Here is a 26067-nt window from a genome sequence, read left to right as displayed (position 1 = left end):
CAGTTGGTGGATTACGGTTTTTCAGGCATTATGCGTCATGCTCCTGTGAAAGAGATTAAAAACCAACTGCATAATTTTATTCGTATTTATCGAAAGGCAACCGAAATAAAAGGGTTGTAGTACGACTGCAGTTTTTTGAAAGTGTTTCTGTTCTTAACCTTAAAAAGCAAAATTTAAAGTCACCGAGCCAAAACCATCGGTGGAATTTTGCGTGGTGAATTGTTTGGTTCGAAATACATGAGTGTAGCCGAGACGAAGGTCTTTCCAGTCAAACACCACTCCGAATTGGATATCGGCAACCAATGGTTTTTTGTCGACATTTCGACTGTTCCGAAAAGTATTTCCATCTAAGAAAATGTTTCTGGCAACCGCTTGACCTTCAAATCCTAAAAACGCATACCAATTGGTTTGTTGGGAAGATGGGTTAAAATCAGTACCACTTGGCATACTTGGCTGAACACGTGGCGGACCAAAATCTTGCGGAAGGTTTTTACCAAATCTAAGCGTCGCCCCTAGGCTGGCGTTCGTGTGAATGTTGCCAATAGATGCTCCTGTATAAGGCGAAATGTCCAGTTCATACTGATTTACAGAAAAAGATTTCACACCTCGCCAAATGTGTTTGTGCGTCAGAATAAATCCCAACTCATTTTTTAATTGAGTATCCCAGCCTTTGGGGTCATCCGAATTGATTAGCGTATGAATAAATTTTTGTGAGTCTTCAGCCATTGCAGCAGGACCAACAACACCAAGCGTGAAGGTCATTAAATCCAGCTGGTTATTTTTCTCAGAGGCAATTCCCATGGTTGCGTAAAGCCATCCTGCATAAGGGTGGCTTTCTTTGGGAGGATTTTTTAGGGTAATGTCGTCGGGTGTGAAAATGCTCTGGCCAAAGGCATAACCATGTTTAATTGTACCGTCTTTTGGAAACCAGGGGATGGCGTTAGCTGCTTTGGTTGCCCATTCAGGCGTTTTTGTTGCTTCATTTGGAATCCAGATGAATTTCAAACCATTTGTGTAATTCCTATCGTTACCGACAAAAAAATCGTTTTCTAATACAAAACTCAACCGGCCGGTAGACTCTGTATTTCCAGAAAATGCTGGTTGTGACAATGCGATCAGCAGTAAAGAGAAAAGATGGCTAAGAAAGGGGGTGTGGGTGTTTAACCATTGCATTGGATTATCTTTACAGTTGGATTAAAAAGCTGCATAGCCGAGTTTTGTCGCCTGACTTGGGGAGACACCAAAATAGCGTTTAAATTCACGACTAAACTGCGTTTGACTCTCATAGCCTACCCGTTCAGCGGCGGTGACGGCTCTTACTTTCTCGTGAACAATATACTGTCGCGCTTTATTCAGACGAATTTTTTTGGTGTATTGAATCGGTGTATCGTTAAAGGCTTCTTTAAATGCTCGGTGAAAAGCCGTTATGCTCATGCCGGCTTTTTGCGCCATTTCTTCTACGCTGATTTTTTCATCAAGTCGATTATGAATCAGTTCGATAACTTTGGAAACACGTGAAAAAGCACTACCTTGTTCACACAGCTGATGTAATGCATAACCGTGTTCATCTTGCAAAATTCGAAAATAGAGTTCATCAAGGAGAGAATCCCCAAGCATTTCGATTTCAACTGGATCCAGTAGGGCTTTTAACAATCGTTGATGTGCGTCTTCAATGGCGGTTGATTTTTCAGAAGCAAGTACACTAAAAGGCATTGGTTTTGTAGGCGTCGTTGTCATGTCAAGCTGTTGGAGTTTGCTAACCATCCGGTGTAAACGACTCATGTTCAGTTGGATAAAAATCCCCACCAGTTGTCCATTAGATACGAAACACTCGCATTGAATCAATTGTGGCGAGGTCACGATCAAGTAGTGTTCAGGACCGTTATTAAATTGCTTGCTTCCGATAGTACCCGTTTTGCGACCCGTGCCAATAAAAATAATGCCACGGTTGTATAGCATTGGCATGACCTCTTCGTGCTTTGATATGCGGAAGAGTTTCACCTCGTCAAGGCCAGTGTCTGCATAACCTTGACGTTGGCACAGGTCGTGTTGGCGGCAGAGTTTTTGAAGTAATTCTGGGGTAACCATAGAAAATGTGCATCCTTAAAAAATAAAACGCTTTGAAAGACGTCCGCAAGGTGACCATAAAGTCGAGCAATAAATTTTTTTGAGTTTTAGTCGCCAAACCGGCAAGACACGATAAAGTTTGCCGGAAGGTTTGAGAGTGGCTCTTTAAGTGCATGTACCAGCGAGCCGCTCTTCAAAATTATTTTTCATCTCATTTAATCATTTAAGGTTTACATATATTTGAATAATGTAAACAACAAGATGATACTGACAAAAATTTGTGAAATAAACACTTATTACTGCCAAATTCTTGCCTAATTCTGCATGTGAAGACCATTTTTTGATTTAGTTGGCTATTACTCTAGGCGCATAGGGTTGTTAAGCGCATCCAGCGCTTGATTTAATTTTTGTTTTAGATAATGACCGTAAAATTCATAATTCCCAGCAATCAAGGGAGAGGTGAGGTGATTACCGCTGGTATCCACGAATATCAAAACAGGTAAGTGACTCACATTAAACAGCGTTTGATATTCTGAATTTGGTAAGGCCTCTCCATAAAAATCAATGGTTTTTCCTTCGGTATTGACCTGTATTTCTTGAAAAATTGCAGCGTCATCAAATTGACCACTGAGTAAGTTCGGAAAAATGGCTTCCTCTTTTAAATCACGCGTTGAGTTCAAGCCCTTAAAGCTAATCAAAAGAGCAATCGGAATATTCTTCACTTGAGCAGTTTTCGCGGTTTCTTCCAGGTTTGTTGCTGTTGTCATTTCTATGGCAGCAAGGCTTTGCGATTGCCAGAATATTGCTAAAACAAACCAAAGCGTTCTATGTAATTTCATTGTGAATTCACTTTTTTACAACACGTTTATTTAAATGGTTTTAATGTGTCTTTTGGACTGAGCCTGAAACGGGCTTGCTGAAAAAGGTTTTGTAGATCATATTGAACGAATAAGGTTGGTTCAGGTTCCAAGGCATTATCGACATAAAACGAGCTAGAAAACAATAATCAACTAGTACCATCGCAGTCGTGCCAAGGATGACCGGGTAAATTAGCCAATACAATGGTGGCCATAGTGCAGCCATCAATAACAGAAGGTAGGCAATTCGAACTTGGACAGGAAAAGAGGAAGCACGGCCTGTATCGACCCGAAAATGGATCACTTGAATAGCGGTTAAAACAGAGGCAGCAATCAAACCATACGCCCAGCCGAATACATCTAAAATTAATAAGGCATCTGTTATAAGCCAGTAAGTCCAAACCTTGTCATTAAATTTCCACATAATTTTTAGTCCCGATTAATTAACTAACAGTTGTTAGTTTAGTGGCCCATGAAACTGGGTCAAGAAAAATTCATTACTTTATAAACAAGATATTTTTATAGGAGATTAATTAGTTATTCAGAATCGACTAGTTAGATTAAAGTTAACGATTAAAACGAAATAAAAGCTTTTTACTCGGTGATGTAACTTTATAGAGTCTTATTTGTCACTGAATAATCACTGCGGAAGAATTGCTTTTAGCGTATAAGATAGAGTAGTTGGGATTATTAGGTTCAATCGCACCAAATTGGCGCAGTTGTTGTGCTCGTTACAACAAATATTCTCGGTTTAGACTGTTGTTTTTGTTACGGCACTTATTATGCTTAATCGCTTGGCATTTCTTAATACGCTCAACGCATGGTTTTGTGTTTTTTAAGCATTAAATTTAAGGCAATCAATGAAAAACGATAATTTGCAGGTTCTGGATGACTATTTTGAACAGGTTTCAAGAATTATTTTGGCTCGCCAGAATCCAATCACAGGTTTGTTGCCTGCGAGTACTGCTGTAACGGCACATGGCGATTACACTGATGCGTGGGTAAGAGATAATGTCTACAGCATTCTTGCCGCTTGGGGGCTTGGTCTGGCCTACCGTAAAGTCGATGATACGCAAGGGCACGCAGCATTATTAGAGCAAAGTGTTGTGAAGTTAATGCGCGGTCTACTCACTTCGATGATGAAACAATCCTCAAAAGTTGAAGCGTTCAAATATTCCCAGAACCCATTAGATGCTCTGCATGCAAAATATTCTACGGATAGTGGAGATCCAGTAGTTGGTGATGATGAATGGGGGCATTTGCAGTTGGATGCGACAAGTATTTATTTACTCATGCTTGCCCAAATGACAGCTTCAGGATTGCGAATTATCTTCACGATGGATGAAGTTCATTTCATTCAAAATCTAGTGCATTACATAGGCCGTGCTTATCGAACTCCCGATTACGGTATTTGGGAAAGAGGTAATAAAATTAACCACGGGATTGCTGAAGTGAATAGCAGCTCTGTAGGAATGGCTAAAGCAGCACTTGAGGCAATGGATGGATTCAACTGCTTTGGTTCAGAAGGCGGAGTCGATACCGTGATTCATGTGATTCCGGATGAGATTGCTCGCGCTCGAATTACCCTTGAAACCGCGTTGCCATCAGAATCGTTATCGAAAGAAATCGATGCTGCCACATTAAGTGTGATTGGTTACCCGGCTTTTGCCGTAGAAAATTCGGAGCTGGTGGATTTAACATTAACGGAAGTTGTTGAAAAGTTAGCCGGCCGGTATGGATGTAAACGATTCTTACGAGATGGTCACCAGGCGGCGAATGAAGACCCGAATCGTTTGCATTATGAACCTGAAGAGATGAAACAGTTTGAAAACATCGAGTGTGAATGGCCACTGTTTTTTACTTATCTTCTGCTGCATTATTTGTTTACCAACCAGCCTGAAAAAGCTCTGGAGTACCGACAAAAACTTGAAGGTCTTTTGGTCGAGCAAAATGGTGAAAAATTATTGCCTGAAGTCTATTTTGTTCCTTTAGAAAACATTCCAGCCGAACAAGAGACTCCCGGTTCTCAAGCTCGTCAGCCAAATGAAAATATCCCCTTAGTTTGGGCGCAAAGTTTATTTATGCTAGGTGCATTGGTGCAAGATGGCTTACTCGACATAACAGATATTGATCCGCTTAATCGGCATAAATGCATTGGTAAGAGCTTAGGCAAGCAATTACAGTTTACCCTTATTTCTGAGAATAGCCGTGTGCAAGAAAAGCTGCATGAATACGGTGTAGTTACGCAAACATTGGATGAAATTCAGCCTATTCAAGTGATGCAAGCCAGTGCATTGGCAGAGGCATTTGAATGGCTGGGTCGCTCTGAAAGGCTCGGTTTGACGGGGCGACCACAGAGAAATCCAAGAGGATTGACGACTTCCTGTGTCTATGAATATCAAGGCCAGCGTTTTTTATTCCAACCTCAGTTTTTAAATAAACACGATTTTTATCTAACGCAAGATAATCAAATGCTGGTGCGTCGTTTAAAGATGGAAATGGGCTATATTTATCGTGAATGGCACTTACCCGGCCGGCCGTTAATTGTGATGGTGGTGAATAGTACGATGCTATCCAAGGGGGGAAGTCGTGCATTAATCAAGTTTATCGAAGAGTGTCGATACGGTGGGTTTGGAAATATTCCTATCAAACTAGGAACTTTAAAAGACTTTTTTCCCACTTCGGTGAAACGGAGCTTGCATTATTTAGCTCAAGCGCCAAAAGCGGACTTGGATCAACCGGTGCAAACCAAAGAGAGTTTGGTTCTGCGCCCTGTAGAGATGGTTTCTGGCTCAACTTTGCACGAGCAGTTATGTGAACAATGGAGTGATGAGGCATTAATCGCGCAATTGATTCATTCCTCAAATCTGCGGGATGAATTAGTCATTCTGCAGGTTTTATATAAGCGCCACGGTAAGGACTTTGACACAGGTCTAAAAAATAGCTCGGGACAAACCAGTTCAGTTGCAAAACTATTGGAAGAGGTTTACCTGTTTGCAGGCGAGCATAGTGATTGGGAAATTGCACGCTTGACCGCTGCGATGCTAGGTAAACATGACATTAATTTAGAAGGGGCGATGACGGAAATTCTAGTGCGTAAAATTGCCTTGAGTGTTTCTCGCCAATATTCGAAACGCTCGACGTTTCGACAACCAGCCGGTGCCGTTGAGATTTTGAAAGTCATCAATGAGTTTAATTCCGATGACTTGCGTGCCATGATTTTAACTCAGGAACTGATTTTAAATTTAGGGTTGATGATTCGTTCGCGTCCGGATTTATTCACGCATGTCACAATGATTCGAACTGGGCAGCTTTTACAATTGCTTGCTGGGCATATCCGTCAAGCAAAGCAAATTGGTTCGGCAGATGATGCCTTAGACATTCTAATGCAACAAACCCCCTACGAGTTTGCGACTGGATTGTTATTTGTTCTGGAAAACTACTCTGATGTCCAAGAGCAGCTTTATCAGCAAGAGATGATGCGTTTTGTAAATGCTGAATCTGACTTAGCGCTGCCACAATTCAGTGCTGAAATGGATCCAGAATTGGGAGATATTCAGGATTGGTATGAGTGGCGAAAAATCAATGGCAGCATAGGGCGTTATCCTCAAGAGTTTTATGAGAGTGTATGGGATGTTGTCAATCAGACAGCTGGGGTAATTATTGGCGATCAGTGGAATCCTAAGCGTCGATTAGATCATGGTTTGAGTGCAAATATGACGCGTGGTGAAATGCTTTTCCAAGACAAAGTTGATCATCTGTTAAATAAAACGCCAATTCCAGAAGTTCGCCGTTTATATTACGAAGCGCTTAGAGTCTTAGGGTTGATTATGGAGGCCAACCCGAACTTGCACTCACAGGATACAATGGTGTTGGATGTTCTCTTGGGGCATGCGGTTCGTTTACACTGGCTTGCCCAAGAAAATAATCATATGCAAAATTACGATGAAAGTCGTCAGACGGCTTGGCAAGAGTTTTATTACTGTCCGCTTCATGAAGTTGCGAATGCGATTGTGAGTGCCTTCCGATTTTTGCAAAAGACGAGTGGAATAGGGGAAGCCTAATGCAAAAAATATTAGCCGGTGATGTGGGTGGAACGAAAACCGTCCTTGCAATTTTTAGCCAAGATTCGGGTGAGTTAATTGAGCACCGCAAACAAACTTTCCCAAGTGGCCAGCATACTGAGTTTGTTGATTTAGTTGAGGAGTTTTTGCAAGGTGAAGAGGGAGTTAGTACAGCGGTTTTCGGGATTGCAGGCCCGATTAACGACCAGAAATGTATTACGACAAATCTACCTTGGATGATTGATGCCAGCGCGCTGCGTGAGCAACTTGGTATCGAAAATGTTTATTTGCTTAATGATCTTGAATCCGCTGCTTATGGTGTTTTGCAATTGGATGCGTTTTTTGAATTAAACCCAAATTCAACGTCAAAACAAGGACACAAAGCTGTGATTGCGGCTGGAACTGGGTTAGGAGAAGCCATACTTTTTTTTGATGGCGCGCAGTATCATGCTATGCCTACCGAAGGAGGGCATACTGAGTTTGCCCCACAAAATGCCTTGGAAGATAGCTTGTTAGTTTTTTTACGTGAACGATTTAACGGGCACGTGAGTTTAGAACGTATCTTATCTGGAGATGGTTTTGGCCATCTGTATGATTTTCTGAAAAGTATCGACTTTGCGCCTTTTAATGAACAGCTCGAATTTGATATGCAATCGCAGGATCGTAATGCTGTGATTTCCGAAGCAGGGATGATGGGGCAGGATGTTTTGTGTCAAGAGGTGGTGCGTTTGTTTTGTCGAATTTATGGTGTGGAGGCTGGAAGCTTTGCCTTAAAAACCTTACCGGCCGGTGGCATTTATATTGCCGGTGGGATTGCCCCTAAAATCCGCAGTGCACTTCAAAATGGTGAATTTATGCAAGGTTTTCTAGACAAAGGCCGAATGACTCATGCGATTGAGAACATTCCGGTTAGAATCGTTGATAATCCGGAAGCTCCTTTGTTAGGTGCTGCGTATTATGCTTTTCAAAAGGTGCTTGCAAATTAGCGTGCTGGTATCGATACGTTTGAATACGTCCTCAACGTATTTAAAGCGAACTTTAGACTAACGGGATTGTTTATCGAACCGAGTCAATCACTTTGCAAAGTGGCTCTAATGCATTGATAAAACGAGCGGTTGGCCTTTGATAAAGATTATTGTTAAGTAAATGAATCTGGTTATGTTTGACGGCATTAATTTGAGGATATTTTTCCCAAGTTTTTAGCCATTCTTGTTGAAAAGATTTTCGACCGCCCATAAGCAGAATGTCAGGATTTCTTAAAATAACGGTTTCAATCGAGACTGGGCCTGTTAAACCGCCTAAATCATCAAAAATATTTTTTCCTCCACACACCTCAATTCCTTGGCTGATGAACTGTTTTTTTCCCATTGTAATCAATGGATTATTCCATATTTGATAAAAAGTCTTGATTGGCTTTTTGGTTGAGTATTTCATCCGTAAACTTTTGAGTTTTGTTTGAAGGCTTTCTGCATTCGAGTTTGCCTGAACTTGAGTGCCAGCCATTTTTCCGATCGATTGAATGAGAACCGGAATATCTTCTAGCGTTTCAATGTCCGATTCCCAAATAACAAATCCTAGTTTGGTTTGTAACTCTTTAAGTCGAGTTGAATCCTGAGAGCGGTTTCCAGAGCGCCAAGTGAGAATTAAATCCGGTTTTAGTTGGATAATCGATTCAATGTTAATGCTGTTGTAACTGCCGATAATAGGTTTTGATAGCGCTTTTTCGGGGTAATCTGAGTAATTGACAACGCCAATTAATTTGTCTCCAGCACCGGCTGAATACACCATTTCGGTGAGGTGTGGCGCGAGTGAAATGATTCTTTGTGCATTTTGGATTGGGAGTTCTTCGAGAGAAGCCTTTGCAGTGTTTACGAAAAGTGATAAGACACTGAAATAGGTAAAAAATACAAACCATAGTTTTATTGTCTTGTGCAAAGCTCTCATTATAAAATCCATAAGAAAGTTGTGATAAAAATGCCTAAAGAAAGGCTTAAAAGTGTCATATCAATAAAATTGCGTATCTGTAATGCACAGTGAATGTGTTTAGGTGAAATATTTTTAGTGGCGTCTTGGGGGCCAAAAGTCGCTTTCGCTTTCAATTTTCCATCATAGACTGTTGGGCCGCCAAGTTGGCAGTTGCATCCAAGTGCGATTGCGGTAATAGGGTGACCGGCATTTGGGCTGAGATGTTGTTTTCCATTTGTATAAAACTGCCAAAATTTGTACTTTTTAAATGCCAACATAATGAATATTGCAGTGATTCGAGCTGGAATATAGTTGGCGATATCGTCGCAAATTGCTGCACACTTGCCAAAGTTTTCATATTTTTGGTTCCGGTAGCCGACCATTGAATCCATTGTATTGATAGCTTTGTAAAGAAGAATTCCTGGAATGCCAAAAATGATGAGGTAAAACCATGGTGCGACAACACCATCTGAAAGGTTCTCAGCATAAGTTTCTACTGCAGCCTTATAGGCCTCGTTTTTTTTCATGTTTTGGCAATCACGGCTGACGAGCATCTTTACCATTTTTTGTGGGTGTTCTGAATTGGCGACTTCTTGAACTGAGTCATGAAGCATCTTGTGTGCAAGAAGGGTTGAGGTAACTACGGTCAAAAATATTAAAGAAAAAACAAGAGGTAGATAATTGACTACCAATAAAATAATCAGGCTGGCAGTTAGAGTGAGGGCTGAGATGGTTAGCCAAAGTTGAACTCCACGAATGACGGTGTTTTTGTAGAAATGTTTTTCAAACCACGTAATCCATCGTCCAATCCAAGAGACGGGGTGGTGTTTATTAAGAAATTCGCCGAATATTCTATCGATGGCTAATGCACCTATGGCAACAAGGCTATTGAAAGCGAGCCAAAAATCCCAGTGATTTATGTAGTCAAATAGGTGAGTTGTCATGTTAATTCGCCTAAAAATGCGTCTAAACGTTGTAAGGCGTGAATCAGTTTTTGATTGTCACTGTCGGACTTTATAGCGATTCTTGCTGTACGGGCATTAAAACCAAAACTCGCCGCATTACGAATCAGAATCGAAAATGTGGCTAGATGGTTTTGGATGATTTCTACCGGCCGGTCGAATTCCAGTAAAACAAAATTGGTAGAACTTGGATAGATTTTTAAGATGCACTCTAATGCTTTCAATTGTTTTAAGAAGTCGGGTTTTGTCTTTAAAATCCAGTTTTTTGTCTGTGATTCATGCTCTGAATCTTGCAGTGCCTGCATCAGCCATAATTTATCAAGTGTTGAAAGGCTCCAAACTGCAGGCAATAGTTGGTTTATGGGGGGAGAATCATTAAGAGTCTCGGCCAGATAACTTGGTGTTGAGCTATTTTTAGAGTGAAGGTGAGCAAAGATTGCACCGATTCGAATACCTGGACAAGCAAAATATTTTGTTAAAGATTGCAGAATAATGAGATTGGCGCATTGATGTAAATATTGTCGCCCGCTTACCCCTGGGCTGAGGCTGATAAAGGGTAAAAAAGATTCATCCAGTAACAACCAGAGCTTATGTTGTTGGCAATAATCGACTAAATGCTTTATTTCGGTTATTTCTAAACATTTTCCTTCAGGTGTCGACGGGTTTACCAGCGCCACAATGCTACCGGCCGGTAAAGTTTCTTTAGTAGAATTTTGTAACCATTGGCTTGGAGATAAGCATGTTTGTAGAGTTTTTCGAGAGAACTGTTGAGCTGCTTTTTGATATTCACTGTAAATCGGAGTAAATAGTAAGCAAGTTGGCGGTTGGATAGCTGAAAATATATGATGAATGCTTTCGCTGATTCCCTTTGTTAAAGATATAAACCGACAGTCGACTGAAAATTTTTGGCTTAAGATCGGTTTTAAAGCGGATTCTGAGGAGGTCGAGTATTCTTGAGGATAATGCGGCAATTCAACGGACGACTGTCGTTGGAGTTTTATCCAGTCAACTTTGGGTGTGATCGGATTGATACTGGCTGAAAAGTCACAGACCTCTGAAGGAGACAGGGCGTAACGTTTTGCAAACTCAAAAATGCCTCCGCCATGAGGATTGTGACTTGTTGCCGTTATGGTTAAGTGATTCATGGTGTTGAGTAATCCAAAAAGCTGTAACCAAATTCTGCACCGCGTCTGAGAGTCGGTTTGGATAATTTGACCGGATGGTTGAAAATCGGGCCGTTGGTGATGACTGTGTGGAATTCTCCGCCTTCTGCACAAACATCTATGTTGAGTTCTTCCAATTCGGCAATGGTGTCCGTATTTAACGGTTTTCCGAGTAATGACTCAGGAGCTTTTTCGGGATGTACCGCCATGATGGTGGCTTCAAAACCAACGCAAATCAACTCTTCAACTAATTTTTTGTGGTCAAGTAACCACAAGGGAAAAAGTGGTGTGATGCTGCTTTCTCGTGTGACATCTTCTTGCCAGTCACGATGCGCTTGTAAATCAATATCACCTAAACAAATACTGTCAATATTTTTATCTTTCAGTGATTTTAAAACCGCTTGGTAATTAGTTTTGTAATTTGCTTTTGCACAGGATTGAAAATGATTTGGAATGCCCAACGCTTCAGCTTGAGCACGTAAAACAGCAACGGGTAAGTTGTGTGCACGGGAAGTTTTACTGTCTTCATGAAGCATGGTGTAAAGCACTTTTGGAGTATGGCCTGCTTGCATTAATAGGTACAAAGCCATGCAAGCGTCTTTACCGCCGCTCCAAGAGCTAGCAAATTGATGATTAGTGTTTTGGAGATTGGTTTGGTGTGAAATTTTCAACATTTATGTGAGCCTGACTGGGAAGTGGTGATGTGGCTGTTTTGTAAAATATTTACAATCTGTTCAATCTCTAAATGTTCTTCAAAGCAGTCGCTTATACGGTTAATTTGGGCTTCACGGAAAGAATTAAAATCAAAAGCGTCGGCTTGTTCCAAACCTGCCCAATTCAACAAACTGGTTAAAGCCTCTGTTTCATCAAATAGTCCATGCAAATAAGTCGTAAGGATTTGATTGTCAGCGCTGATTAAGCCATCCGTTTGGTTGTTGCTGAAGGTGATTGCTGGCTTAAGTTCTGGAAATTCATGGAAATTACTCCGGCCTTGATGAATTTCGTAGCCTTTAACTTGCGGAGGGGGGAAAGCCGTTACCAGATTTAACCGGCCGGTAAGGTTTGTTAGCTGTTTTGCCGGAAAAAACTCTGTGGAAAAAGGCATTAGACCGAGCCCTTGTGTATGCAGTTTATCTGACTCTAAGCCATCTGGATCAAGTAACTGTTGACCAAGCATTTGTAATCCACCGCAAATACCAATGATTTTTCCGCCATAACGCAGATGTTTTTTTAGATAATTTTGCCAACCTTGCGCTTTCAACCAAGTTAAATCGGTCATAACACTTTTAGAGCCCGGTAAAACCACTAAGTCAGCTGGTGGAATCGAAGCCTTGTGTTTTACCCATTGAAAGTTTATTTGAGGATGTTGTATCAGAGGTGCTAAATCTGTGTGATTGGATATATGTGGATAAAGCGGAGCAATAACATTTAAAGGGGCGTTGCGTTTGGCGACGACATCGCTATGAATCGCATCTTCGGCATCTAAATATAAACCGTGCAAGTAAGGTAAAACGCCAAGTACAGGTTTTTTGGTTTTTTCTTGTAGCCAATCCAGCCCATCTTGTAGCAGTTGAATGTCACCGCGAAAACGGTTGATGATAAAGCCTTGAATTCGATTCCTTTCAGATTCACTCAAACATTCTAAGGTACCGATGAGGTGGGCAAATACGCCACCTTTGTCAATATCCGCCACTAGAATGACTGGGCAATCAACCGCTTCAGCAAAGCCCATGTTCGCAATATCACCTTTTCTAAGATTAATTTCTGCTGGTGAACCAGCTCCCTCAACCAGAATATTGTTGTATTGCTCCGAGAGAATTTGAAAAGAATCGAAAACTGCTTGCGCAGCTTTCGGTTTGTAAGAGTGGTAGTCCATCGCATTAAGATTGCCAATGGAATGTCCCTGTAAAATGACCTGTGCACCGGTATCTGAATTAGGTTTAAGTAACACAGGGTTCATGTGAACCGATAATGGTACTTTTGCAGCCATTGCTTGTAGCGCTTGAGCGCGTCCAATTTCACCGCCGTCTTGTGTGACAGCAGAATTGAGTGCCATGTTTTGCGGTTTGAAAGGGGCATTGATTATCCCTTTTCGTTGCAAAACACGACACAAGCCTGCTACTACGGTGCTTTTCCCCGCATCAGATGTACAGCCTTGAATCATTAAGCCATGGGTCATGAGATACATACATTGACTGAGACAGAAATTGTCTCAGCAAATGTTCCTTTAAGAGGTTGGTAAATACCTGTTTAGAATTGGTAGTTCAGACCAAGATAAGCACTACGCTCTGCCGTTGCATAGCCATCGACCACTTGATAGTATTTATCAAATAAGTTATTGATTTTCAAGTAGATTTGAGTCTGAGGGTTTGCTTGATAGTTAATGGCACTGTTAAACAATGCATAGTAATCAGTGGCATTGCTTTCTGAACGTTCACCGATGTATTGACCATTTAGGTTGATTCCCCATTGCGATGAGGCAAACCATGTCATATCGAAACCGATTTGATCTTTCGGGCGACGAGCCAGTTCTTCACCTTGTGGGTCTTCTGTCCAGAGACGGGTGTGGTTTAACGCTAAGTCAACGTCGCTAAAGGAATGCTTCCATTCGGTTTCAACACCCTTAATTCGAGTGGTTCCCTTTAGATTTCCATAGGTGTACGTTGAGTAGTCATAATCAATCATGTCTGTAATTTTATTATTGAAATAGGTGACACTTACTGATTGATATTGAGCAGAAATATCCCAACCTTTGGTCGTTTCAGCTTGGATATCTGCATTTCCCCAGCTTGGATGATAGAGTTGAGATAAGGTTGGAACGTTATAGGCTGTACCGTAGTTTGCAGATAGGGTTAAGTCATCCGAAATAGGGTGTTTGACACCCAGTTTATAGGTGGTTTTGTTATTAAATTCATCATAATTATCGTGACGAATGCTTTCATTGAACACGGTTTTCCCGAATGAATGAGAGTGGTTCATAAAAACGCTTTTTGAAGAGTAATCTTTGTCAATGGTGTTTTTATGTTCGAATTGGGTTATTGAGGCACCGGCACTTAGCATTTGTTGTGGTGAATATTGCCAGTTAATTATCCCTTGGGTCTCATTAACTTGCCCATCATATTCAGAAACACTCAGGGTAGACGGATCGCTATAACTTGGCGAGCCATACTCCCAATTGGAAAGGCTTCTTTGGTGACTTAAGCTCAAGTCGAAGGTTGGAGCTTGGTGTGTGTATTCAATTTTTGATTGTTTGTATTCGTTATCACCATAGGTGGTATCACTATCTGGAGCTTGGTAGCTATCAAGGTCCGTAGATGAGTTAACTTCATTATGAATGATTTGGATACGATCTTTGTTGGTTAAATTTACACCAAGTTTTGCGTTAACCGTCGTGTTGCGGTAGCCATCTTCTTCATACTGATCAATGTCGTCAAATGCCGGTGAGTATGCAGTATAGCCATCGCTATCAATATTTGATACGGATAAAGAAGCATCAAAGGCTTTCGAGCCATATTTGATGGTTCCTGATGCTTTTTGCGTATTGTAACTACCGGATTCTACATTCGCATTTCCTGCAAAGCCATTCTTAGCCGTTTTAGTGATGATATTAATGACACCGGCCGAGGCATCTGCTCCCCAGATACCAGATTGTGGCCCTTTAATGACTTCGATACGTTCGATGTCTGCAAGCATGATATGTTCAAATGGGGCGCCGCTTGACGAGCTTGGGTCGTTGTAACGAATGCCATCAATGACAACAAGCGTTCTTTTTGAATCAAAACCACGAAGGTAAAGTGAGGTGCTTTTTCCTAAGCCGCCATTAGAGGTAAAGCTTATACCAGGTACTGTATTTAAAACCTGAGTCAGTGTTGTATAGTGCTTTGCTTCAATATCTTCAGCAGTGATTACATTTATATTTGATGTAATTTGTTTAAGGGATTGCTCTGTTTTGTTGGCTGAAACAACAATGTCATTCAATTGGGTATTGGCTAAAGACGTTGTTGTAAACAGGGCAGTCGTTATTGCCAGTGTCAACTTGTTAAGTTTCATGATATTCCTTCAATTCATACATGATGAACGAAGGCAAAACGGTCAGTTTCAGAAAAGAAACCCGAGAATAAATTACTGATGAAACGTACTTTTCACAAGAAAGCGTGTCTCAATTTGGCCTATTCTTCCGTATTGCCCACCGCAATCGGTTGAAAACATTTAAATGTTTGATTTCAGGCCGGTATCCGGGCTTAAGAGCAATTTCTTCGCACCTTCCCAATTCAATTGTTTAAGTTTATGAATCAGTGGTTAGCCTTTCGGCTTGCGCAGTTTTCTCTATTACCGTTGCGGGGGCAGCGTTGGAATTGATTTAACTGTTAACCTAACTTGTTTGAAACAAGCTAGACAGTTCGAAATTCTCACCAAACTTCCCGTTTAACAGCTCCAATCTCTTGGAGCAGCACCTAAAAACGTGGAGTATAGATAAATAGGAGAAAAGCGTCAAATCAAATAATAGATTACCGTATTTGGCCTAAAGTATGTGGGTGGGTGGCCGATAACAAATTTAGGTGTTCGATTTTCGAGCACTTGTCAAACAGGAGTTGAGTATGGATATTTCAGGGGTTAGCGCCAATGGTGCAGTTTCTGCAGCACTTGCACAGAAAGAAGTTTATGCGCAAGGTGATGCACAAGTGACCATGTTGAAAAAAGCGATTGATACGGAGACTCAAGGGGCAATGCAGTTAATCAACTCTTTGCCACAAGCGCCTTCAACTCAAGGTTTGCCAGCAAATCTTGGGCAAAATATTAATACGACCGCATAGTCAGTTTCATTGCCTGATATGACCGGCCGGTCAGAAATTATTTTTGATCGGTCATTAACCGATTGCGAAGTTCTTTAATGACATCGTAGTCAATCATAAGTTCATTCATGCCATCTTTTTCATAATCTTTCATTTCTTGGCCTCGATAAGCCCCTAGAGAAACTTCGGCTACGACCGCGTTTGCAACCTTAATCATAGCGACCAAAGCTCTTACACGATCGTCTTGGATGACTGAGACCTTAGGTGTATGGTGCAACATAATGGTGTTCAGCACGTCCATGGGTAAGGACCATTTTTTAGCTACGAGAATCCCCACCATACAGTGATTTGCTCCCATTATCTCTTCTTCTTTTTCAATAATACGGACTGGAAAGCTCATGCTATTAATAAACAGTTTACTGTAGACTTCTGGATTTTTATTCGCATACATCAAACTCCCAATATTATGGAATAGTCCGACCATATAAGCTTCGTCACGAGATACGCCTTGAACCCATTCAGATAAGTATGCCATCACAAACCCGACATCAACACTGTGCGTTAAGATATCTTTATAGAGCCGGTCACTGCCAAAAATTCGTTGATATGCGGCTGAAACAACAAGGTTATAGATATTATCTAACCCAATGACGTTGATTGCGTCTCGGATGGTGCCAGCAGGTTCTCGCAGCCGCATCATCGGTGAGTTCGCTAAGCGAATTACTTCACCCGATAAGGTTGCATTGCGTTCGATGATTTGAGCCACAGTAAAAGAATTACACAGTTTTCGACTGAGCTCATGCTCGAGTTCGATAATTTCCCCCGGTAACTCCGGAATACGGATTCCTTTTATGGATTCAAATGCTCGGCGAAGTTTATCTTCTTTCATCTAGGATAGTTCTCAAAGGTCGTCAAACCCTGTTAGACAGAGTCGATATTATATTTTTCTTAACGAGCTAATTTAAAAGCTATAAGAGTAATTATATTTTAGAAATAAAAAACCGGCTTATTGGTTATCAATAAACCGGCCGGTAACGTTTAAAAAACAGTAAAAACAGTAAAAACTGTGGTTAAAGATTACTTTACTTGTTTAGTTTGTCTAAAATGAACGCGATAAAATCAGCTTCGGCAATGTCTTGAGGTTTTTCATCACGGCGAGCTTTGTATTCGATTTGGCCGTTATCTAATCCACGTTCACCAATAACGATTCGGTGTGGGATTCCGATTAAATCCATATCAGAGAACATGACGCCTGGGCGTTCTGCTCGGTCATCTAAAATGACATCAATATCGTGAGCTAATAGCGTTTCATAAATTTCCATGGCGGCTTTTTCAACCCGAGGTGATTTATGCATTTGCATTGGAACAATACACACTTGAAAGGGGGCAATTGCATCCGGCCAGATAATACCACGATCGTCATAGTTTTGTTCAATAGCGGCAGCAACAACACGTGTTACGCCAATGCCGTAGCAGCCCATTTCCAAAATTTGTGCTCGTGAAGACTCATTTTGAACGTTGGCATTTAGAGCTTCTGAGTACTTGTTACCTAATTGGAAAATGTGGCCGACTTCAATACCACGGTGAATTTCAAGTTTCCCGTGACCATCTGGACTAGGATCGCCTTTGACGACATTTCGAATATCGGTAATTTGTTCAGGCGTTGCGTCTCGATCCCAGTTTGCTCCAGTGTAATGGAAACCATCTTTATTCGCACCACAGACAAAATCAGCCATATGTGCCGCGGTAAAATCGGCAATGACAGGAATGTCCAACCCAATCGGACCAATTGAGCCAGCACCACAGCTAGCAACAGCTTTGATTTCGTCATCGGATGCCAATTCAAATGGACTGGCAACTAAAGGCAGTTTTTCTGCCTTTACTTCATTGATTTCATAGTCACCGCGAACCACTAATGCAACCACAGGATTGGCTTCTGTTGCCCCTTTTACCAATAGGGTTTTGACAGTTTTCTTTTTCTTAATTTGTAAGAAGCTAGCGACTTCTTCAATAGAATGAACATTTGGTGTTGCCACCTCTGATAATTCTTCATTCGCGGCAGGTCTTTCCCCGCGAGGTGGAAGTGCTTGAGCTAATTCCACATTAGCGGCGTATCCCGATGCATTTGAGATGGCAATCGCGTCTTCACCTGAATCTGCAATGACATGGAATTCGTGGGAACCATCGCCACCAATCGCACCAGTATCTGCCTGAACTGCGCGAAAGTTCAGGCCAATGCGACTAAAGATATTACTGTAGGTGTTAAACATCACATCGTATGTTTTCTGTAAACATGCTTCACTCAAATGAAATGAATAGGCATCTTTCATTATGAATTCACGCGAACGCATTACCCCAAAACGAGGACGACGTTCATCACGGAATTTGGTTTGAATCTGGTAGAAATTAATTGGCAGTTGTTTATAGCTACGAATTTCTTTGCGCACAATATCGGTAATCACTTCTTCATGCGTTGGGCCTAAAACAAAATCTCGATCGTGACGATCTTTAAAACGCAACATCTCGCCACCCATGGTTGAGTCACGTCCTGACTCTTCCCAAAGTTCCAGTGGTTGAACGACTGGCATCAAAACCTCTTGAGCACCTGCTTTATTCATTTCATCACGAATAATATTTTCAACTTTACGCAGTACTTTCAATCCCATTGGAAGCCAGTTGTAAAGGCCGTTGGCAAGTGGGCGAATTAGCCCCGCACGAATCATTAGCTGGTGACTGATAATCGCTGCGTCAGAAGGGGTTTCACGCGTTGTTGAAAGTAAAAGGTTAGAGGTTTTCATATTGGCTTTGGGTCTCCATTAGGAAGTATTACGAAGATCAATTTACGGAATTGGCGTATTTTAGCAAACAGGGGTACTTTGGTGCGAAATAAGTGTCAACCGGTCAATGAAATTCAATCGAATTGAATGGCACCGGCCGGTCGAAGTCAAAAGGAAGCACGAAAACGTGTCTTTAGTGATAGATTATCAGTTAGTACGTTTTGGAAATAAGCGTTTTGCCCAGTCAGCGATTGTCGCCAAATGAAAGTGGCCAATAATGAAATACAAGAAGCTTCCCAAAATGACCCCTAGTAGGATATTACCGAACAGAAACGGTTGCCAAATATGCGGGAAGACTTCAGCAAACCATAGTTCCGAGCCGACGGAAATACCTTGGCTAGCATGAAATAAATCCGGTGTTCCCAAAACCCAAGTGCCAAAAACGTAACCGCCATACCAAATTGGCCACATGGTTAATGGATTTGTAATCCAAGCGAGTGCGGTCGAAAGAGGGATGTTGGCACGGAGATAATAGGCGAGGATAGAACCTAACACCATTTGAAACGGAACCGGTAGCATCATGCAAAAACATCCTATAAATCCGGCACGGGCGAATGACTGACGGTCACCTGCCCAGTAGATTCTGTCTTTAAATCTTGGAAAGTATTTGTTCAAAAAAGCGGAGCGTTTTGTGGCTCGGCCAATTTGATGCATTTTCAGTGTCAGATAACGAATCATAAAGCCAGCGAGTTCTGTCTGAGAAAAATTCAAAGAAATATTATAGCGAGTATTGCACCAGCAAGGTTGGCAAAGTCATGACAGTTTGGCTAAAGAAATTTGAGGGTAATCCGAAAAACAAAAGGCCGATAAAGAAAACTTTACCGGCCGGTGAAATATTCAGTACCTAACTGAATGGTCATTGATTGATAATCAAGAGTTGTTTGAATATGCTCCGTTCAGCTTTTTAAAAGCCAAAACCTTTTAAAGCATCTTTTAATTTGTCTTGAACTTGATCATCCAGTTTACCTTTCAATTCATCCTGAACTTTTTCTTGAGCTTTTTGCTTGAGCTCATCCTTTTTCTCGTCCAATTTTTGTTTCATCTTGGCATCAAGTAAAGACTTTAAGTCCAGAGAGAATTTTGGATCTGTAAAAGTTCCTTGGACTTTGACCGGAACGGTCAAGCCAGTAAGGTCTTCAAGCCCATCACCACCTTGGCCTTTTGAAGTGCCAACAATTTTGGTTTTGACCAAGAAATCGATGGTTTCTTTGGCAAGGTGTGCGTTTCCTTGAGCTTGAACACGCATAAATGGAGACATTGCTGAGATTTCGCGATCAGTTACCAAACCATTTTTAATTGAGATATTGGCAATGAGTTGGCTAAAATCTGTTTGCTGAGGTGCTGTACTTTCTTGAGCGGTTGCGCCAGAGATTTTGGCCTTGGCTTCCCGAATCATTTGTGCCAAATTGAAGCCTTTAACCGCACCATCCTTAAGATCGACATCTGCAGTACCCGATAGGTTAGCTTTCATTAATGAGAGTTTGTTTCCTTGCGTGTTGAGGGTTGCTTTGACTGAACCCAGTCCTGTTAGAGGATCTTTTTCCATGAATGCCAACAGTACATCGCCCACAGGGACTTTGGGTGCAGATAGGTCGACAAAATATTTCGGTGTGTCGGTTTGAACATCTAAGCTGCTTTTAACCGTGACTTGAGTGTCGAAAATATCGGCTTTTGCTGGAGTGATATCAATCTTACCGTTTTTGGCTTTAAGCTTAACCAAAATATTTTTAGGGTTCAATTTGTCGTAAGTGAGGTCTGCGATTTTAACTTGTCCATCTAGATTCAGTTGACGAAGCAATTCTGTTGGAAGTGGAATCTCAATATCCCCAGTGCTTTCTTGTGAAGGTTGCGACGTTGGTTCTACGGGTGCATCCTTATTTGATTGTTTTGCAATTTTTGGCGGTAGATAGTCATCGATTTTAATGGTGTCTAAAGCAAAATCAAACTTCACAGCAGGGGTAGAAAAATTACGAATATCGGATTTTCCAATCAATGTCGATTTGTCTAGTTGAACCTTCACATTTGAAACCTTAATTGCCTGAGCATTCACATCGAATGTAAAGTCAAATGATTGGGCTACTTGCTTTAAGGCTTCTGCATTCGACATTTCCGGCAAACTAATTTTAAGTTTGCTAAGTATTGCCTTCAGATCAAATGCTTGAGTTGCCAAAGAACCGGAAATGACAGGTTTTTCTAACAAGTTTAATGCTTTAAGGTTTCCGGTTGTCGCTGTTCCAAGGGCACTAAGGGTTAGGTTTTCTAGATTCGCGTTAGGTGTTTTGGGGTTTGTCTCACTTTTGGGCGCTAAACTTGCATTGAGGGCGGTCGTTAATTGAATCGCATCGTTTGCTGTCAGGCCAAGCTGTTCGGATTCAACATTTGCGTTTAAAGCAATGTCATTTGCCTCATAAGTTTGTTTGACTAAATCCAATGCAATTTCTTTAATCGATAAATTGCTTGCCAATTTTTCAATTATAAAACCGTCTTGGGCAGTGGCTTGCTGTTCAATTGAAATACTATCAACCGTGAGGGTCTGTGCAGTTAAGTCAAACACTAGTTGCGGAAGTTTTAGGTTGCTTTGAACGGTCTTCATTGGAAGCTCTTTTGAATTAAGAGAGTTCACCAATTGAATGTTTTTTGCAGAAACTGTTCCGGTTTCTTGAATTTGTGCTTCTAGAGTGATCGTTAAATCACTGCTAAGGTTTGGTTGTTTTAATTCGGTTTGCACAGAAATTTCCATTGGGAAATATTCACCAAATCGAACTTGACCACTGGTGATGTTCAGGCCGTTTAATGTGATGGCTTGATCCGTCGAGTCGTCTAGCCAAGCCACTTGGCCGTCAACAATATTCAAGCCTCCAAATTGCAGAGATTTTAATACTTCAAGTGGGTTTGAGGAAGCTTGCGCGTCTTCGGTGGTTTCGTCACTGGCCGGTGAGCTTTTGGCTAAATCTTGCCAATTTGTCGTGCCATCTTTATTTTTTTCAAGGCTTAATTTCAGTCCTGTTAAACCAAGAGTATCAACAATCAGTTGCTGGGAAAAGAGAGGTAAGATTTCAGCGCCGATGTTGACAGAATCGATTTGAGCAAACGGTTGCTCACTGAAACCTTGAGCGTTGCTAAGTTTTACTTTTTGGAGTTGCAAACCCACTTTGGGGAAAAATGATAGCTCAATGGATTGCATTTCAAATTCCCGGCCGGTTTGTGTTTCAACGACTTGTTTAATATCGTCTTTAAAGTCATTTGGATCAACAAAGACCACAAGTGCAACAACCGCAAGCACTACGACTGTAAATAGGCCAAGAAGTACTTTCAAAAGTAATCGAATCGTTTGCATGTAGACACCTAATTCCTGAATGTAAGGTCAATTAAAATTTTAGTGATTTTTGAATTTTTATTGTGACAGTTTGTGAGTGAATCACAAGAGTAAATAGTCGATTCTCAATAATGGAATAACCATTATCTTCAATCCACGCCTAGAGCCTATCTACTTAAACATCCCACATAAATCTAAACCAGTTATTCAGAGTCGACTAAATAGTGAGCTTTATGGGTACTTTTCCTTGCAGGCTTCAACGGCTTGCCAGTAGGCTTGATTGGCATTTTTGTCATTTGTTTTGTTGTCCCAAAGCTTACTGGCTTTATCTAAACAAGCTTGTTGTTCGGCATTTGAACAGGCCGATAGCGCTAATATTACTGTAATCGCTGCACTGACCTTCAAAATCATGGTTTTTATTGACATTTTTGTCACTCCTCTAACGCATTTTAGTCAACCTTTATTCAACTGAGCTCATTCTGCTTTTTTGTTGATTCTTTTATGTTGACTTATCTTATCCGTAAAAGGGTTAATTTAGCCAGAAGTGTTATTTTCAATTGACCTTGAATGTCTTTTGTGAACAATAAAATTTATTAATCACAATCAGTTAGTGCAGATTTTGAAATGAAAAATTCAATGAATGAGACAAACCAGGGCACGATGAAGAGTGCATCTCAGTTGCAAACTGCTTCGCAAGATAAGCCGTTTTCAAAGAATGATGTTCATCATCCAGACAAAGGCGTTTGGACTCAGCGATTTACTGATGCACTTGAAAATAAAGAGGCGCGTAAAGCGCGAATTGTGTACCAGCGTGACCGTGCTCGTGTTATTCATTCTGCGTCTTTTAGACGTCTACAAGCCAAAACTCAGATATTTGGCTTAAGTGAATCGGATTTTTATCGAACCCGTTTGACACACTCAATGGAAGTGGCACAAATCGGTTCTGGTTTAGTCGAACACTTGATTACGCTCGCCGAACGGCAAGATTCGGAACCTGAGTATTTACAATGGTTGCCTTCAATGTATTTGATTGAAGCCATCTGTTTGGCCCATGATTTAGGTCATCCTCCTTATGGACATGGGGGAGAGGTTGCATTGAATTACATGATGCGTCATTACGGTGGGTTTGAGGGGAATGCGCAAACATTACGTGTATTGGCAAAGTTAGGAGAATATACGCCGAAAAATGGTTTGGATTTGTCACGCCGTGCCGCGCTTGGAGTGATGAAGTATCCTGCGATTTACAATGATGTGATTGCTAAAAATACAGCCTATCAAGCTCAGTTGCAGCAGCCAGAAAATAATGATTTTCGCACCTTGCAAATGGATAAATGGCTTCCTCCTAAAAGTCTGTTTGAGGAAGAGCGAGACTATGTTAATTGGGTGCTTGCCCCCTTTAATAGAGAAGACCGACAAAAATTTATCTGTTTACAGTCTGCTAGCCAGGAAACTTTACTCGCCGGTGACGCGCAAGCACACAACGTCCATTTACGTACTTGTTTTAAGTCGCTCGACACAACGATTATGGAATTAGCCGATGATATTGCTTATGGTATCCATGATTTGGAGGATGCGATTGCAATGAAAATGCTGAGTCGAGAGATTTGGCAAACGGAAGTGATGCAGAGTCCTGAATTGCAAGCTGACCCATTGTGGGATGATGAAATGACAGAGCGATTATTCAGCAATTCATCGAAAGGGCGAAAACATGCCATCAGTAAAATGGTCGGTATTATGGTCGAGGCTGTGCAAATATCGCGTCAGGAACGCTTTGAGCATCCACTTTTGGACTATCAAGCAAGCTTAAAGCCTGGACCAATGGCGGTTTTAGAGCTTTTGAAGCGTTTTGTTTTTAAGAATGTCATTACAATTCCCGAAGTGAAGCAGATGGAATACAAAGGACAGCAAGTGGTGCTGGAGCTTTTTAAAGCGCTTAGAGCCAATCCGAGTGCGCTATTGCCGTCTAAGAGTTATGCTAAATATCAGGCAGCTGATTGCGAGCAGGCGCGTCAAAGAGTGATTTCGGATTATATCGCTGGTATGACCAATACCTATGCTTCGAGGCTTTATGCAAAATTGTTTACGCCAGCTCAGGGGTCAATCTTCGATTTGCTGTAATGCAATTGCATAGCTACACGTTGCTGAATAGAACTCTGTGACTTTTTTAATGTCGAGTTTTAATTTTGTCTGCTGGATAGTAATATTTTTTGGCAACAAAAGGGCGAATGGTTTGCGTGGCATGGGCATTCAAAACCTTACCGGCCGGTAACGATTTTCGTGAGAGTTTTGTCAAAAGTTCGTCTGTTTTGTTGTTTATGTTTTTTTGTAAACTTTCAATAGCCCAATCAATATGAACTTGAACCAACTCGGTTTCATCTTGGCCGTTTTGAAGCAGTTTCAGAGCCTCTTTTTGGTATGCAGCATTCTCTATATTTCCAAGCGCTATGGCGAGGTTTCTACGCCATTTTTCGAAGCCAATTCGACGAATGGCAGAGCCTTCAAAATGTTTTAAAAATGTGCTTTCATCCCAAGCCCACAAGTCAATTAAATTTGCATTGTCCAACGCATATTGCGATTCAAATCCAGATTCTTGGGTTGGGTTCGCAAAACGATTCCACGGGCAGACCAGTTGGCAATCATCACACCCATAAATGCGGTTACCCATTGCACGGCGAAACTCGTTGGGAATGACTCCAGAATATTCAATGGTGAGATAAGAAATGCAGCGTCTGGCATCAATTTGGTTATTTTCCAAGATGGCTTGCGTCGGGCATTCTTGAATACATGCGGTACAAGGTCCGCATCCTTGTTTTTCAAAAGGTGGATCGGAAGGTAGTTCAATATTGAGATACAGTTCACCAAGAAAGAACCAAGAACCCGCTCTTGGATGAATCAATAAACTATTTTTGCCAATAAAGCCAAGTCCTGATTTTTGAGCGATGGACTGTTCCAAAACAGGGGCGCTATCGGTAAAAGCTCGGTATTCAAGGTTAGGGACTTCTGTTTGAATTTTTTTGGCGAGTTGTTGTAAACGCTTACGAAGTAACTTGTGATAATCCTTGCCAAGAGCGTATCGAGAAATATAGGCAGAGTGTGAGCGATGAAGTTGGCCGAGTGCATTTTCAGCGTGTAAGTCAAAGTAATTCATGCGTACTGAAATCAACGACTGAGTTCCTGGGACAAGTTCGACCGGCCGAGTGCGCTTGGTTCCATGCGTATGCATGTAATCCATTTCTCCAAATAATCCGTTCTCTACTTTTTGAAAGAAATCGTTTTCGTATGCAGATAAGTCACAATTCGTTATGCCTATATCCGCAAAACCCAGTGCTTTTCCCCATTCTTTGATTTGTTCTACCAGTGATGGCTTGTTCTCAATAGTCATAGAATTTATGATTGCATTTTTTTTAAGGTTTGCACATTATAGAGCTTTGTAAGTTAAGTGCCTAAAATTACAATAAAATTGCGATGTTTAAGATAAATTTGGAATCAATGGAATGACAAAGTTTTTGGATAAAACTCTTTTTTTAGAAGATGAAAAGGCGACGACGGAACTGGCTACGAACATTGCAGCAGCACTAGAGAATTTATTTGGAGGAGTAAACTCGTTCTCCAAAGACAATTCCAATGAGGGCGTGATTGTATATTTGTTGGGGGATTTAGGGGCCGGTAAATCTTTTCTAAGCCGAGCATTGATCCAGTATTTTTTGCCTGAGCAAAAAGTTAAAAGTCCGACGTATACATTAGTAGAGACCTATTCCGTTGAAGGAATTGCGCCTTTTGCGATTCATCACTTTGACCTGTATCGACTATGTGATCCAGAAGAACTTGAGTATCTAGCCATTCGCGATTTACTCGCACATAAGTCATTAAACTTGGTTGAGTGGCCATCAAAAGGAAAAGGGGTCATGCCGGAAGCAGACTTAGTGATTGAATTGCAGCATTTGGATGCTGGCAGAAATGTACAACTATATGCTCAGTCTGATGTTGGGCAAGTGATAATCGATTCAATGTCATAAAAGTAACTTAGTAGAGATATTGGGTAC

21 protein-coding genes and 1 riboswitch are annotated in these 26067 nt (G+C 41.2%); of the genes, 5 read left to right on the top strand and 16 right to left on the bottom strand.

What is annotated here, in order from left to right; all coding sequences use genetic code 11:
• Positions 1-159 precede the first annotated feature (159 nt).
• From D9T12_RS07585 to D9T12_RS07570, 4 genes are all read right to left on the bottom strand, one after another.
• Entirely contained in the window at positions 160-1173 is a 1014-nt protein-coding gene (locus tag D9T12_RS07585) for a lipid A deacylase LpxR family protein (RefSeq protein WP_130537606.1), read from the bottom strand.
• Positions 1174-1194: 21 nt separating this feature from the next.
• Positions 1195-2088, bottom strand: coding sequence for an AraC family transcriptional regulator (locus D9T12_RS07580; RefSeq protein WP_130537605.1), 894 nt, complete (start codon positions 2086-2088; stop codon positions 1195-1197).
• 335 nt (positions 2089-2423) lie between these two features.
• Positions 2424-2906 carry a hypothetical protein gene (locus tag D9T12_RS07575; protein WP_130537604.1) on the bottom strand — a complete coding sequence of 161 codons (483 nt, stop codon included), beginning with the start codon at positions 2904-2906 and terminating at the stop codon, positions 2424-2426.
• A 40-nt stretch (positions 2907-2946) separates the two neighbouring features.
• The gene (locus tag D9T12_RS07570) at positions 2947-3348 is read right to left on the bottom strand and encodes a hypothetical protein (RefSeq protein ID WP_130537603.1); all 402 of its coding nucleotides are present in this window, start codon (positions 3346-3348) and stop codon (positions 2947-2949) included.
• Positions 3349-3784: 436 nt separating this feature from the next.
• Here D9T12_RS07570 and D9T12_RS07565 point away from each other — a divergent pair, with 436 nt between their 5' ends.
• Both D9T12_RS07565 and glk read left to right on the top strand, forming a co-directional pair.
• Positions 3785-6988, top strand: a complete 3204-nt coding sequence (locus D9T12_RS07565; protein WP_130537602.1) for a phosphorylase b kinase regulatory subunit alpha/beta — start codon at positions 3785-3787, stop codon at positions 6986-6988.
• Positions 6988-7974, top strand: a complete 987-nt coding sequence (gene glk, locus D9T12_RS07560) for a glucokinase (protein ID WP_130537601.1) — start codon at positions 6988-6990, stop codon at positions 7972-7974. The genes D9T12_RS07565 and glk overlap by 1 nt, the downstream gene beginning before the upstream one ends.
• A gap of 70 nt (positions 7975-8044) precedes the next feature.
• Here the strand turns inward: glk and D9T12_RS07555 are convergent, their stop codons facing one another.
• From D9T12_RS07555 to D9T12_RS07530, 6 genes are all read right to left on the bottom strand, one after another.
• Positions 8045-8932 (bottom strand): cobalamin-binding protein, encoded by an 888-nt coding sequence (locus D9T12_RS07555; protein WP_165395061.1) that lies wholly within the window; start codon positions 8930-8932, stop codon positions 8045-8047.
• Entirely contained in the window at positions 8932-9897 is a 966-nt protein-coding gene (gene cbiB, locus D9T12_RS07550; RefSeq protein ID WP_130537599.1) for an adenosylcobinamide-phosphate synthase CbiB, read from the bottom strand. The genes D9T12_RS07555 and cbiB overlap by 1 nt, the downstream gene beginning before the upstream one ends.
• On the bottom strand, positions 9894-11060 hold the full coding sequence (locus D9T12_RS07545) for an aminotransferase class I/II-fold pyridoxal phosphate-dependent enzyme (protein ID WP_130537598.1): 1167 nt from the start codon (positions 11058-11060) through the stop codon (positions 9894-9896). The genes cbiB and D9T12_RS07545 overlap by 4 nt, the downstream gene beginning before the upstream one ends.
• On the bottom strand, positions 11057-11752 hold the full coding sequence (locus D9T12_RS07540; protein WP_130537597.1) for a Dph6-related ATP pyrophosphatase: 696 nt from the start codon (positions 11750-11752) through the stop codon (positions 11057-11059). The genes D9T12_RS07545 and D9T12_RS07540 overlap by 4 nt, the downstream gene beginning before the upstream one ends.
• Entirely contained in the window at positions 11746-13266 is a 1521-nt protein-coding gene (locus D9T12_RS07535; protein ID WP_206199081.1) for a cobyric acid synthase, read from the bottom strand. The genes D9T12_RS07540 and D9T12_RS07535 overlap by 7 nt, the downstream gene beginning before the upstream one ends.
• 62 nt (positions 13267-13328) lie before the next feature.
• Positions 13329-15128: a TonB-dependent receptor plug domain-containing protein gene (locus tag D9T12_RS07530; protein ID WP_130537596.1), complete on the bottom strand. Its 1800-nt coding sequence runs from the start codon at positions 15126-15128 to the stop codon at positions 13329-13331.
• Positions 15129-15287: 159 nt separating this feature from the next.
• Positions 15288-15551, bottom strand: a riboswitch (cobalamin riboswitch).
• A gap of 125 nt (positions 15552-15676) precedes the next feature.
• On the opposite strand from D9T12_RS07530, the gene D9T12_RS07525 reads away from it, so the two are divergent.
• Entirely contained in the window at positions 15677-15892 is a 216-nt protein-coding gene (locus D9T12_RS07525; protein WP_130537595.1) for a YjfB family protein, read from the top strand.
• A 37-nt stretch (positions 15893-15929) separates the two neighbouring features.
• Here D9T12_RS07525 and D9T12_RS07520 read toward each other — a convergent pair whose 3' ends face one another.
• From D9T12_RS07520 to D9T12_RS07500, 5 genes are all read right to left on the bottom strand, one after another.
• On the bottom strand, positions 15930-16760 hold the full coding sequence (locus tag D9T12_RS07520; protein ID WP_130537594.1) for an HDOD domain-containing protein: 831 nt from the start codon (positions 16758-16760) through the stop codon (positions 15930-15932).
• Between the two features lie 193 nt (positions 16761-16953).
• A complete protein-coding gene (locus D9T12_RS07515; RefSeq protein WP_130537593.1) occupies positions 16954-18669 on the bottom strand; it encodes a proline--tRNA ligase in 1716 nt (571 codons plus the stop codon).
• Positions 18670-18855: 186 nt separating this feature from the next.
• Positions 18856-19386, bottom strand: coding sequence for a DUF2062 domain-containing protein (locus tag D9T12_RS07510; RefSeq protein WP_130537592.1), 531 nt, complete (start codon positions 19384-19386; stop codon positions 18856-18858).
• A gap of 226 nt (positions 19387-19612) precedes the next feature.
• Entirely contained in the window at positions 19613-22045 is a 2433-nt protein-coding gene (locus D9T12_RS07505; protein WP_130537591.1) for an AsmA family protein, read from the bottom strand.
• Positions 22046-22255: 210 nt separating this feature from the next.
• On the bottom strand, positions 22256-22450 hold the full coding sequence (locus D9T12_RS07500) for a hypothetical protein (protein WP_130537590.1): 195 nt from the start codon (positions 22448-22450) through the stop codon (positions 22256-22258).
• Between the two features lie 210 nt (positions 22451-22660).
• Between D9T12_RS07500 and D9T12_RS07495 the strand changes: the two genes are divergently transcribed.
• Positions 22661-24142, top strand: coding sequence for an anti-phage deoxyguanosine triphosphatase (locus D9T12_RS07495; RefSeq protein WP_240693149.1), 1482 nt, complete (start codon positions 22661-22663; stop codon positions 24140-24142).
• Positions 24143-24188: 46 nt separating this feature from the next.
• Here D9T12_RS07495 and queG read toward each other — a convergent pair whose 3' ends face one another.
• Positions 24189-25406: a tRNA epoxyqueuosine(34) reductase QueG gene (gene queG, locus D9T12_RS07490; protein ID WP_130537589.1), complete on the bottom strand. Its 1218-nt coding sequence runs from the start codon at positions 25404-25406 to the stop codon at positions 24189-24191.
• A gap of 112 nt (positions 25407-25518) precedes the next feature.
• Between queG and tsaE the strand changes: the two genes are divergently transcribed.
• The gene (gene tsaE / locus D9T12_RS07485; protein WP_130537588.1) at positions 25519-26040 is read left to right on the top strand and encodes a tRNA (adenosine(37)-N6)-threonylcarbamoyltransferase complex ATPase subunit type 1 TsaE; all 522 of its coding nucleotides are present in this window, start codon (positions 25519-25521) and stop codon (positions 26038-26040) included.
• Positions 26041-26067 lie beyond the last annotated feature (27 nt).

The sequence above is a fragment of the Thiomicrorhabdus indica genome, assembly GCF_004293625.1.
Taxonomy (GTDB): Bacteria; Pseudomonadota; Gammaproteobacteria; order Thiomicrospirales; family Thiomicrospiraceae; genus Thiomicrorhabdus; species Thiomicrorhabdus indica.
Note: the sequence above shows the minus strand (reverse complement) of the source record. Positions and strands in the feature narration are given on the sequence as shown.